The organism is Arcicella sp. GW458-12-2-14-TSB2 (assembly GCF_059423785.1).
The window spans coordinates 25186-38221 of record NZ_JBWKYN010000006.1 but is presented as its reverse complement, the minus strand read 5'-3'; the positions used below and the strand labels follow the sequence as shown (position 1 = coordinate 38221).

The window sequence follows — 13036 nt, the reverse complement described above, 5'->3', positions numbered from 1 at the left end:
CTCAATTGAACGGAAGGAGATATTAAAGAGAATCAATGACAAGCTTCCTGAAATTGGTCATATTCTTCTAAAGTACTATTAAGTCATGCCATGAGTAACAAACAAAAAGCCCTCAAAACAATGAATGTCTGAGGGCTTTGTCGTTAATGCTAGCTATAATTGACTAAAAGTCCTCATCCAAAGAGAATGACATTGATTCTTTCTCAGACATGACGCCTGATTTTTGGTATTCTGCCACTCGTTTTTCAAAGAAGTTAGTTTTTCCTTGCAATGAAATCATCTCCATAAAGTCAAATGGATTGGTTGCATTATATTGTTTTTGTAAGCCCAAAGCCAATAATAAACGGTCGGCTACGAATTCGATGTATTGACACATCAATTCAGCGTTCATTCCGATTAATGAAACAGGTAAAGCATCCGTCACAAATTCTTTTTCAATAGCAACCGCATCCATGATGATTTTATATACTGAATCTGGCTCTAATTGATTTTTGATATGTTCGGTATAAAGTAAACAAGCAAAGTCGCAGTGAAGACCTTCGTCTCTTGAAATCAATTCGTTCGAGAACGATAAGCCAGGCATTAAACCGCGTTTTTTCAACCAGAAAATTGAACAGAAAGAACCCGAGAAGAAAATACCTTCTACCGCAGCAAAAGCAATTAAACGCTCAGCAAAGTTGCCATCGTTAATCCAACGCAATGCCCAGTCTGCTTTTTTCTTAACGCATGGAATTGTATCGACAGCACGCAACATTTTATCTTTCTCTGCAGGATTTTTAATATATGTATCAATCAACAATGAGTACGTTTCAGAGTGAATATTTTCCATCATAATCTGAAATCCATAGAAACATTTAGCCTCTGCGTATTGTACTTCAGAAAGGAAGTTTACTGCAAGATTTTCGTTTACGATACCGTCTGAAGCAGCAAAAAATGCCAATACGTGTGATATGAAGTGTCTTTCTCCATCATTTAAACGATGTTCCCAGTCTGCTAAATCTTGTTGAAGGTCTATTTCCTCGGCAGTCCAAAAAGAAGCTTCCGCTTTTTTATAGAATTGCCAAATATCATTTTGCTTAATAGGAAACAACACAAAGCGGTTTGGATCTTCAACTAAAAGGGGCTCTATTTGCGTAATGTTTGTCATGGTTTTTAAGGGAATTTTCTGTTCAGCAATTCAGTATCTGAACAATTCTTTTATATAAAAATCTTTGTTTTTCTATTGTAATATTTAAAATTATTGGACGTCAGGTACTTAGTGTCTTTCACACTTATTAACCCAAAGCTTTAAGCTTTAATTCTGCTAATCTCTACTTACCGCAACATCAAAAGTAGTTAGGAAGTTATATTTTCAGGAAAAAAATCTGCTGTTTTTGATAAGCACTCCTTTTTGCAAGACGAACGCTTAATGTGTAAAATTAATCAGATAAAATTTTAGTGGGCTATTAGGCAGGTACAAAATACAATTCACTAGAAGCTTCAAGCCGATATGAGTGCCGAGCTATCTTTTTCAAATTTAGAAAGGTTTTAGCTCAATAACTAAGAAATATTATTGAATTTTTAGAAATATTATTCAGCCCTTTAAATCGCAATTTAAATACTATAAAGTATTTATTTGTTAGGATTAATTGATAGTATTGTCTATCAGAATGTTACAGAATAGTATTAAAAATCTATGCCAGTACTTTTCAAAAATTTTGATGAAACCTTAGATTTACTGGTAATATATCTTATACTTAAGCCAAGATAAGGGGCTACAGGCAAACTAGAAGTGCTTAAATTTTCGTTGGCTGAATTAAACGTCTTTACTTTTCGGAAAGCAGTTAATCCGCCCTCCACTCCAACGTTGAAAACATTTAATACATGGGCATTGGCCGATAATGTAAACCTAACCTGTTGATAGTTTTGGCGACGAATCATCTTTTCGGGAACAGCATATTCTTGATAACCAGCACTGTAGCCATCATACACGCTATTGAAATCCAGATGGAGCCAAGGTTTTGCTTTATATCCAAGGCTGGCTCTGAAGGGTAATATACCCGAAACCTTCCAGTCATCGCCTAGTGCTTTTGTAAAACCAAATACAGGAATAATTCTAAACTTTTGATTATAGATAATGGCAGTTCCATAAAGTATCTGAGTTCGTAAACCCAAAATCCGTAGTCGGGCAGCACCACCATAAAAATAAGGTTGCGGATTCAAGAAAGTTTCATTCGTTTGTGTGATACCTCCACCAACAGCATATACCCACAGTTTTTCACGTAAACTAGCTTTCAATTGTACATAAGTTACCCCTAAAGTTTTGTAACCACCATCGGGCTGGTCTTTGCCGTCAATCGTTGTATTTATTTGTGCAAGGTTCGCAATTAACAAAGAATGCTTTGCTTGAATATCTGCTTTTTTCCCAAAACCAATTCCTGCCTGAATTTCTGTACTCAATGGCATAACTCCTACTGCTGTTGTTCTATTAAACCCAAACCTTTGTCCGTTAGACAAAGAAGTTTCAGGCATGAACTCTGCGCGTAAAGTAATATTTGGGTAAAACAGTTGACTCAAAGACGGCGTTTGAGCAACACTTTTTGAGCATAAGCCAACTACAAAAGCTAGAAAAAATATGGAAGCGTTTTTATAAAGCATCATGGAGCAATGTTAATATGCTAGTAAACGACTTATTCAATTAGAAAGTATTTATGAGGGAATCCTATTCAGGATACAAACCGATTTATATAAATATTCAGTAAAATGAGTAAAAAATAACAATATATACTTTTAGATATATCTTAGAATTTATTAGATTTTATCCATTTAATATGAATAGCCTTCAACAGCTCGACTACGTCGTATTTTTACTTTATTTAATCCTTGTTGCTTCGTATGGCTATTGGGTATTTCAACGAGACAAAACTAAAAACACCACTACCCAAGGGTTTTTCTTAGCCGAAGGGTCGCTCACTTGGTGGGCTATCGGAGCATCATTGATTGCCTCTAATATTTCGGCAGAGCATTTTATCGGTATGTCGGGTTCGGGCTTTGCTATTGGCTTGGCTATTTCTTCGTATGAATGGATGTCAGCCGCTACGCTCATCATTGTAGCAGTGTTTTTTATACCAATCTATCTAAAGAATAAGATTTACACCATGCCTCAATTATTGTCTTTACGATATAATGATACCGTAGCGACAATCATGGCAGTGTTTTGGCTTTTGCTGTATGTGTTTATTAACCTTACTTCTATATTATACTTAGGCTCATTGGCTTTAGAAACCATTACAGGAGTAAGATTTGAATACTGCATGGGTGCTTTATCTATTTTTGCTATTCTCATTACGTTGGGAGGGATGAAGGTGATTGGCTATACAGACGTAATCCAAGTAGTAGTATTGATTTTGGGAGGATTAGCCACGACGTATTTAGCACTCAATATGGTCTCGGATAAGTTTGGCGGAGAAGGTGTTTTTGATGGATTGTCTTTGCTAAAAACAAAAGCTGATGATCATTTTCACATGATTTTTTCAAAAGGTGACAAGCATTATTACGAATTACCCGGATTGTCTATTCTGATAGGAGGGATGTGGATTAACAACCTTAATTATTGGGGATGTAATCAATACATTGTTCAAAGAGCCTTGGGGGCAGACTTAAAAACGGCAAGAAGTGGAATTATCTTTGCGGCTTTCTTAAAGTTATTGATTCCATTAATTTGCGTTATTCCGGGAATAGCAGCCTACGTATTATACAATAATGGTTCTTTACAACAGGAAATGGTAGATTTACACGGTGTCGTAAAGCCCGACCATGCCTACCCGTCATTGATGAACTTATTGCCACAAGGTTTAAAAGGCTTGGCTTTCGCAGCCCTTACGGCTGCCATTGTAGCATCTTTGGCTAGCAAGTGTAATAGTATCGCTACGATTTTTAGTTTAGATATTTATAAAAAGATACTAAATAAAAATGCGACCGAAAGACAAACCGTTTTAATAGGTAGATACGCCGTTTGGGTTTCCTTTGCGATAGCCTTGATTGTTACGCCACAGCTTCGCCACCTCGAACAAGCATATCAGTTTATTCAGGAATATTCAAACTATATTACCCCTGGTGCTTTTGCTTTATTTTCGCTGGGCTTGTTCTGGAAAAAGACTACTTCAAATGCAGCCATTATTGCCGCAGTATTGACTTTACCGCTCTCGCTGTTATTCAAAATATTACCTGATTGGATGCATACAGACCCTATTCCTTTTCTAGATAGAACATTATGGGTATATCTGATTTTAGTAATTTTGATGATAACCATTTCGTTGATAGAAGACAGAAAGAAGAAGGAAACAAAAGGGTTTGAAGTAGATACGAGTATGTTTAAGGTATCTAGTTCTTTTGTAGTTATTTCAATGCTGATTTGTGGCGTTTTAGCAGCACTTTATACCGTGTTTTGGTAAAATCAAAACCTATTGTATCAAAAGTATGCAATAAAATTTATACTTTTGATAATACAATTTTTAAGTACAATTATCTAATATTCAATATCATTAATTTATACAATTTAATCTGTTTTGGTCTCATGGAATTTTCAGAAAAAGAAATCGCTCCCTTAGCGAGCTTGGATGTATGGGAAGACGATGTTTTACAGCGTTATCCCGAAGAAGATACTACCTTTACAAAGACAAAAGAAGAGTATCGTAACTACGACAACCCCGAGAGAGATACCGTTCGGGAGTTCTATCGTTTGAATCATAAGTACCAAACTTATGACTTTGTCAAGCAAAAACAGGCTGAGTTCTTGAAATTCGATAAAAAAGAAATGCCTATTTGGGATGCCTTTGATTTCTTAAACTCGTTGGTAGATGATTCTGACCCTGATACTTCATTAGACCAATGGCAACATTTATTACAAACCTCTGAGGCTATCCGTGCAGACGGTCATCCAGATTGGTTTGTATTGACGGGCTTACTGCACGATATGGGTAAAGTACTTTGCCTATTTGGTGAACCACAATGGGCAGTAGTAGGGGATACTTTCCCAGTTGGTTGCAAACATTCAGACAAAATTGTTTATTCAGAATATTTTGAGGCTAATCCAGATGCTCACGACGAACGTTTTAATACTAAATATGGTGTTTATTCACCAAACTGCGGTTTAAGAAATGTCGATATGTCGTGGGGACATGATGAATATCTATACCAAATGGTAAAAGATAATTTGCCAGAGCCAGCCTTGTACATGATTCGCTATCACTCATTTTATTCACAACACCGTGAAAACGCTTATGAGCATTTGATGGATGAACATGACCATGAAATGTTTGAATGGGTAAAGAAATTCAATCCTTATGATTTGTATTCAAAACTTCCTGTACCTCCAGATACAGAAGCCTTGAAACCATATTACAAAGAGTTAGTAAAAAAATATTTACCAGCTAACTTGAAGTTTTAATTAATACAAAAGCCATCCAGATTTCTGGATGGCTTTTGTATTGTTAAGGATAAGATTAATACTTAATGATTTTTCGAGTAATGTTTTTGTTACCAACATCAATTTTTAAGAAATAAGTACCAGTATTAATTTTAGAAAAGTCAATTGCTCCAGAATGGCTTTGAGTATTTTTATCAGAAACTTGTTCTAATAATATCTGACCGCTTATATCATAAAGGGTTAGATATACTTTTTCTGGTTTATCAGTATTTACTTTCCAGTTACAAATTTCGGCAGTAGGAATAGGATACACCTCTACATTGATATTTTTCTCAATATCGTTAGCCAAAACAAGCACTTCTATTTTAGCAGAGCCTTCTGTTGTACCAATTCCACAAAGATTTTTCACTTCGCTAATGGTATAAGTAGTAGTAAATTGCGGTTTTACGGTGATTTCAAAAGGCGAGGTAGTAGCCGTAAATGCTTGTCCATCCGATAATTTAAAAGTCCACGGAGCATAAGAGTTGAAATTGACAGCTATTTTAGCTTCCTTGTCATAATCAATGTTTTGATTACCCGATAGCGTTGCTTTAGGTAAAATAGTAGGTAGGGAAATTGTTTTTACTTTCTCTGAATAATCCCAACATTCACCTTTTCTGAGCAGAGCCCTGTAAATCCCTGAGCTATTAGTTTTTAAGGTGGATGTATTAGCGTCTTTGATTCCGACATTATTTAATTCCCATTGATATTTTAAGTCACTTTCGTTACTAGCAATCAGATTAACGGTAGTGTTATCGCAGAAAGTAATAGAATCTTTTGGGGTAATACTGGTTGGGATTTTAACGAAATTCACTTTGACAGTTTCAGAAATTCCTTCACATTTGCCCTGACTCACTTTTAATTGGTATGATCCAGCTTTACTTGTAGTTATGTAGGATAAATTGCTAAGACTAACGCCATCTTTGAGCCATTTGTACACTATTTTATTCGTGTCAATAACACTAGTTGAAGCCATGCCATAGAAAGTGATTTTGTTACCCTCACAAATGTTATTGTCATAAGAAGTTTGCCTATCCATCGACACTACCAGTTTCCCTAAGGAGACTTTATAAGGTTGTGAAAGAGAAACACAGCCACCTTTGTATTGGGTTTCTAATACATAAGTACCTTCTTGGTTAGTGGTAATAGATTGTGTAGTTTCTTGATTATTCGATGGCTTAAATATTTGTCCATCTTTTTTCCAAGTATACCCAATGGCTCTTTGGCTGTTCATAGCTCCATCATAACTATTTATAGAAGTTGAGGTTGAATTCCCCAGAATCGTTACAGAATCTTGACAACTTACAATAGGTATATATTTCAAATTTTTATCATAAGCATAGTCATTTACTAGTTGTACTCGCTTACTAAACTTAATGTAAACAGTGTCGGTTGATGATTGACATTCTTCTCCATTTTCGTAAAGAGCTTTGATAACTGTATAATATTTTCCTGAGGTTTTGCTTGAGAAATTAGCATAGTTAATACGTTTACCATTTTCAGAATAAAAAGAAATATAATCATCACCCTTTTCCGTATAGACACTACCTGATTTTGATGGATATTCTATCTCGTTGATTTGCTTACCGTCTCGATACCAATAGATTGTATTTTTAATAAGGGGGAAATTAGTTTGAGAAGAGTCACTGGTAAATTCATTTGATATTGAGGTCGGTAAAAAATTGTTAATATTTAATCTTATAGTTGACCCTTCACAGTAATCTGTTTCTATATCACCATAATACGATTTTGCATAGCTTGCTTTTTGTATAACAGGATTATTGATAATAACTTCTTCTGAAAAACCTTCACATATACCATTACTTATTTTGACCGAGTATTTCCCGCTTTCAGTTGTACTAAAAAAGGAGTCATTTACATTCGGAATTTCAATACCATTTTTGAACCATTGATACTTTAGTTTTTTACTTGAATAATCTGTTGAGGCGTATAAATCAGCTTTGAATTTAGAGCATCCAACCGTCCAGTAACTATATGAAACTTTTGCCTTTAACTTATCTTTAATAGGACTTTTTGTAATTTCAAAGGTATCCGAAATGGCTAAACATTGGTTTTTTTGAATGGTGGCTACATATTTCCCTTCTTGATTTGTTGTAAGTGTACTACTGTTTTTACTTGCAAGTAATATTCCATCTCTTTTCCATATAATATTCCCATCAGAGAAATAGGCATTAATATCAATTGTTTCTTGTCCACATAAAAATTGATTATTCCCACTTATTATTGGTTTGGGTAATTGTCCAAGCGTTACTTTAATTGGTTTTGTTTCCCAAGTACACCCAAGGGATGTTTCATATTTTAGTGTATAACTCCCACTTTGATTAGCTTGTAAGTCGGGTTTATTAGAGTTCTCTATTCTTATTTTGTCTTTAAACCATTGATAGTTTTTGAATTTTTGAGAATAGTAAACATGATTGAAAATGTAAATATGGGCACTATCACATGCAATAATATCCTGAGTGTTATAATCTCCAGAATATAGCGTGCTGCTTACATAACTATCATCAGGTAAGCTCATTTTTAGTTTAATTCTGGATGAAATAGAACTTACGGTCTTATCTTCTGTAATAATCCTAATTTCAAAATTACTAAAAGACTGTGGCACTTTGATTTTGATTGGACTTGTAGTACCTTCACCCAATACATAATTTTCAACAGTAATTACTTTAAATTTTGTTCCAATAGGGAAAACTCCTGTTGTGTTAAATGGAATCTCAATTTCACTATTTATACATACACCAGTTGTTAAATAACTTGGATTAAGATTACCTAATGAAATACTTCTGCATTCTGCGGAATTTACTACCGATAATTGTGTAGTGCTTGTTACAGAACATCCACCCTTATCTGCAAAGCCTTCAACTTTATAAGTCCCCGCATTTTTGGAAGAAATGTTTTTAAATTGAGGCATAGAAGTTGAAGTGCCTGATATCATACTTGATTGTGTGCCATTTATAAAAGTAATGGTAAAATAATCGGCTGTTTCGGTACTATCAGTTAAAATTGATATTGGGCGAGGAAACTCAAAGTCTGAACCTTCACAAGCAATTATTGTTTTTGGTAGATTCATTGTGGGTAACTCATTTACTATCACACTACTTTGTGTAGAAATATTACAACCACTACTGGTTTCTCCTTTTAACGTATAAAGACCAGACATTGCTGTTGTCGACTTTGGTATTTTAGGATTTAGAATCTTAGCATTAAAATTATTTGGACCAGTCCATTCTACATTTTTAAGGTTCCCTTGAGTTGAGAAAATAATAGAATCACCCTTGCAAATATTTTGTGTAGCAGGAATGGAAATACCTAGTGTAAATTCCTTAGACGAATAAACACAATTATTTTTAATTACCTGTAAATAGTAATTTCCATATTGAGTTGTATTGAGGCTATTGGATGTAGCATCCTTTATTAGTTGCTTATCTCGATACCACTGATATGTTGCATCAAGAATGGTATTTGTGTTTAACGTAAATGTATTATTTGCAGAACATGAATCTTTTATAGAGATATTAATCTGTTTTTCAATTTTTACTTCGATAGTATCCGAATAATAAGTGTAAGAATCTTGAGTGAATTCATAACTGTACTTTCCTTCTTCATTCACTGTAATGTCACAACCACCACGGAGGTTAGGTATTTTTTTTCCGTCTTTTTTCCAAACGATTTGATTGTTATAGCAAATGTTTGGTGTTAATGTATGTAAACTACCTTCACAGAGAATTGTCGTTTTTGGACTATTGATTGTGAATTTTTGAGCTATGATAGGGTTGTCAATTTTAATAATTCTTGATTCTCCAACACAATCAGTTTGGCTATCTGTATATTTTAACTGATAATTTCCAGAGATAAGTGGTGTGAGCGTTGATTGTTGTATGTACAATTTATCATCATTATACCATTTGAAACCATTATTTGACAAAAAACTTGAATAATTGTAATCTGGGTAATAATAAGTATTACTAACTGTTGGGCTATAATAATAAGAAGGAAGTGTAACAACTTGGTACAATGGGATAGTGAAGGATTTACCCATTGTTATTTTTAGACTGTCTTCAGCAGTACATTTTCCTTGTGTTACTTTTAATTTATAAGTACCACTTTGGGTAGCTATACGCACATTATCATTACTATTGGCGCTTATAGAGCCATATAGTTTTCCATTTAAATATATTTCTTGATTTCCAGTGGACTGAGCAATTAAGTTGAAATTTATAGGAGTAATTGAGCAAACTTTCATTTCTCTTATTTCAGACATATCCGACGTAACTCCATAGGAGTCACTATAAGAATTCGCCCAAAATGATAGTTTAGCGGATATGTTATCTGTACTGATAATTTTAATAGGAGAAGAAACCCCTACACACAAGCCCGTTTTTCCAATAACTTTATATTCTCCCTCTTCTTTTGCTAAATAACCTGAGCTGGTTGCACCGTCTATAAATTTATCATTTTTTAACCATTGATAAGTATAAATATTAGGTGATAAATATTCTGTAGAAGCACTCAAGTAAGCTTCTCCTTGATTTTTACAAATAGAGATTGTTTTTTCATTGGAACTTGAAGAAATAGAGACATTGGCAGATGTTTTACTAACTACCTCTAATTTAGGACTATGATATTCACATGTCGTATTGGTGATTTGTGCATAGTAAATATCATCTTCTGTGATTTGTAATTTTACACCACTCTCTCCAATTAACAATTGGTTGTTTTTATACCATTGTACTTTACATTTCCCCAAGTACGTGGTATCAACCCTTAAATTAGTAGGTGTTTCTTTACAAATTTTTATAGAGTAAGTATCATAGTCATTGATATAACTATAATAACTACTATTATTTCCTGATTCTATGTACAATCTCGTTGAATAGGGACAGTCTGGTGTTTTGAAGGTTACTATAGTCGATGTTTCCGAGGTACATCCAAAACCATCAGTCATTGTAGCAGTGTATGTACCTTGAGCTCTTTTGTCGAATCCGTTAATGGTCGGAAAGGCTTCTTGAGAAGTAAAATTATCAGGGCCAATCCAAGAATACCTAAATGCCACATCACTAGCACCAGAAGGCTGTGTGCCAAGTACAAGACTGGTCCCGCTAACAAAGTTGTATATTACTTGTTTGTTAAAATAGGTTTTCCCAACTTTCACATCAACAGATAATGTTGTAGTGCCATCAATAGTAACACTATAATTACCACCGTTCTCTAATATAGTTTTTTCGATAATTGGGTTCTGTAAATTTGAAGTAAAACCATTTGGACCTTTCCAGACAAACGTTTTTCCACCACTTGCTTTGAGTTCTAGGGTATTGCCTAGACAAATAGGAGAATTAGAGGACACTTGTTGGCTAAATAAGGTGTAATTGATACAAAGTAATAGGGTAATCAGTGATGGGTAGAAATGTTTCATGGAGTAGGTAATAATTTTATGTAAAAATATTTTGCAAAGAAAACTGAAAGAATTCAAGATATGAAATTATAGAATTACTAAATAGTTGTAAATCAGAAAATAAAATAGATGTCTACTTTACTTATGATAATTTCCTATTTTGAAATCAAAATTTGAGTTTTTGGATTACTTTAAAGTATAAAAAAATATTTTTCCTCCTCATTATCAAATCATTACAATTTTTTTCTATCTTTGCACCCCCGTAAAGTAACACTTTTAGGGGATTTAACTTAATTTCTTCGCATTTTGCCCGTGGCGATGATGTATAAAGGGCTTTTAATCAAACACATGGCTAACCAATTAGCAGATTTCGACTGGGATTTAGTCGGCACAAAAGGTATCGGTGGAGGTTATTCTGCTGAGCAAAGAGCTCAAATGGAGGCTCTAATCGAGGAAACTTTAAATTTAGTTACTGAGAAACAAGTAGTAAAAGGAACAGTCGTAGGGATTACTGACCGTGAAATTATCTTGAATATTGGTTTCAAATCAGATGGTCTTGTACCAACCTCTGAATTCAGAGATATGCCTGATTTGAAAGTAGGTGATGTAGTAGATGTTTATGTAGAAAACCAAGAAGACAAATCAGGTCAATTGATTCTTTCTCGTAAACTAGCTAAAGTAATGACAGCATGGAAAAACATTGAAGATGCTCTTGAACAAGACATCGTTATCGATGGTTTCGTGAAACGTCGTACTAAAGGTGGTTTGATCGTGGATATCTATGGTGTAGAAGCATTCTTACCAGGTTCACAAATTGATGTGAAACCAATCCGTGACTTCGACATCTTTGTTGGAAAGAAAATGGAAGTGAAAGTGGTTAAAATCAACCACGCTAACGATAACGTAGTTGTATCTCATAAAGTATTAATCGAGAAAGACCTTGAGCAACAACGCCAGTCTATCTTGACTAACCTTGAAAAAGGACAAGTACTTGAAGGTGTAATCAAAAACATGACTAACTTCGGTGTGTTCATCGACTTAGGTGGTGTAGATGGTTTACTTCACATTACAGACATTTCATGGGGTCGTATCAACCACCCACAAGAAATGCTTAAACTTGACCAAAAAATCCAAGTGGTTGTTTTGGACTTCGATGAAAACAAAAAACGTATTTCATTGGGTATGAAACAATTACAAGCTCACCCTTGGGATGCTTTAGCAGAAACTACTGAAGTTGGTTCTAAAGTAAAAGGTAAAGTTGTAAATGTTGCTGATTACGGTGCATTCTTAGAAATTACTCAAGGAGTTGAAGGCTTAATCCACGTTTCGGAAATGTCTTGGTCTCAGCACTTGCGTAACCCACAAGATTTCTTGAAAGTTGGTGATAATATCGAAGCAGTTGTGTTAACACTTGACCGTGCTGAACGCAAAATGTCATTAGGTATCAAACAATTGACTGAAGATCCTTGGACTAAACAAGATTTGTTAGCTCGTTATGCTATTGGTTCTAAACATACTGGAACTGTTCGTAACTTAACAAACTTCGGTTTATTCCTTGAGTTAGAAGAAGGTATTGATGGTTTAGTTCACGTATCTGACTTGTCTTGGACTAAGAAAATCAAACACCCATCTGAATTCGTTAAAGTTGGCGAAAAACTAGATGTTATCGTGCTTGAATTAGACGCTGAAAACCGTCGTCTTGCTTTAGGACACAAACAATTGGAAGAAAACCCTTGGGATACTTTCGAATCAATCTTCACAGTAGGTTCAGTACACAAATCTACAATCGTTGCGAAGAATGATAAAGGAGCTACTTTAGAGTTACCTTACGGAATCGAAGGATTCGCTCCATTGAAGCAGTTGACTAAAGAAGATGGTTCAATCGCTGAAGTAGGTGAGCAATTAGATTTCAAAGTAATTGAATTCCAAAAAGAAGACCGTAAAATTGTTCTTTCTCACGTAAGAGTTTACAACGATGCGAAAGAAGAAGCGGTAGTAGAAGAGAAAAAGAAAACAGCTAAAGACGTTCAGAAATTAGCTGATAACACTGAAAAATCTACGCTAGGTGATTTAGATGCTCTTTCAGCATTGAAAGCTCAAATGGAAGATTCAGCTCGTGAAGAGGCAAAAAAGAAATTAGATAAAAAAGCTAATACAGCTGAATAATCAATTTCTTG

General features: G+C 34.6%; 6 protein-coding genes. 3 read left to right on the top strand and 3 right to left on the bottom strand.

Annotated features, from left to right (window positions below; all coding sequences use genetic code 11):
* Positions 1–163: 163 nt before the first annotated feature.
* On the bottom strand, positions 164–1147 hold the full coding sequence (locus AC07XN_RS01565) for a ribonucleoside-diphosphate reductase small subunit (protein WP_494741795.1): 984 nt from the start codon (positions 1145–1147) through the stop codon (positions 164–166).
* A 518-nt stretch (positions 1148–1665) separates the two neighbouring features.
* Complete coding sequence (locus AC07XN_RS01560) at positions 1666–2640, bottom strand: hypothetical protein (protein ID WP_494741794.1); 975 nt, start codon at positions 2638–2640, stop codon at positions 1666–1668.
* Positions 2641–2810: 170 nt separating this feature from the next.
* Between AC07XN_RS01560 and AC07XN_RS01555 the strand changes: the two genes are divergently transcribed.
* Positions 2811–4433: a sodium/sugar symporter gene (locus tag AC07XN_RS01555; RefSeq protein ID WP_494741793.1), complete on the top strand. Its 1623-nt coding sequence runs from the start codon at positions 2811–2813 to the stop codon at positions 4431–4433.
* Positions 4434–4555: 122 nt separating this feature from the next.
* A complete protein-coding gene (locus AC07XN_RS01550; protein ID WP_309914944.1) occupies positions 4556–5428 on the top strand; it encodes an inositol oxygenase family protein in 873 nt (290 codons plus the stop codon).
* Positions 5429–5483: 55 nt separating this feature from the next.
* Here the strand turns inward: AC07XN_RS01550 and AC07XN_RS01545 are convergent, their stop codons facing one another.
* Positions 5484–10880 carry a T9SS type A sorting domain-containing protein gene (locus AC07XN_RS01545; RefSeq protein ID WP_494741792.1) on the bottom strand — a complete coding sequence of 1799 codons (5397 nt, stop codon included), beginning with the start codon at positions 10878–10880 and terminating at the stop codon, positions 5484–5486.
* A 327-nt stretch (positions 10881–11207) separates the two neighbouring features.
* On the opposite strand from AC07XN_RS01545, the gene rpsA reads away from it, so the two are divergent.
* Positions 11208–13025, top strand: a complete 1818-nt coding sequence (rpsA, locus tag AC07XN_RS01540) for a 30S ribosomal protein S1 (protein WP_309914950.1) — start codon at positions 11208–11210, stop codon at positions 13023–13025.
* Positions 13026–13036 lie beyond the last annotated feature (11 nt).

Coding starts and splice junctions, on each gene's coding strand:
- AC07XN_RS01550 (WP_309914944.1), top strand. CDS start 4,556: ATGGAATTTTCAGAAAAAGAAATCGCTCCCTTAGCGAGCTTGGATGTA.
- AC07XN_RS01555 (WP_494741793.1), top strand. CDS start 2,811: ATGAATAGCCTTCAACAGCTCGACTACGTCGTATTTTTACTTTATTTA.
- AC07XN_RS01560 (WP_494741794.1), bottom strand. CDS start 2,640: ATGATGCTTTATAAAAACGCTTCCATATTTTTTCTAGCTTTTGTAGTT.
- AC07XN_RS01565 (WP_494741795.1), bottom strand. CDS start 1,147: ATGACAAACATTACGCAAATAGAGCCCCTTTTAGTTGAAGATCCAAAC.
- rpsA (WP_309914950.1), top strand. CDS start 11,208: ATGGCTAACCAATTAGCAGATTTCGACTGGGATTTAGTCGGCACAAAA.
- AC07XN_RS01545 (WP_494741792.1), bottom strand. CDS start 10,880: ATGAAACATTTCTACCCATCACTGATTACCCTATTACTTTGTATCAAT.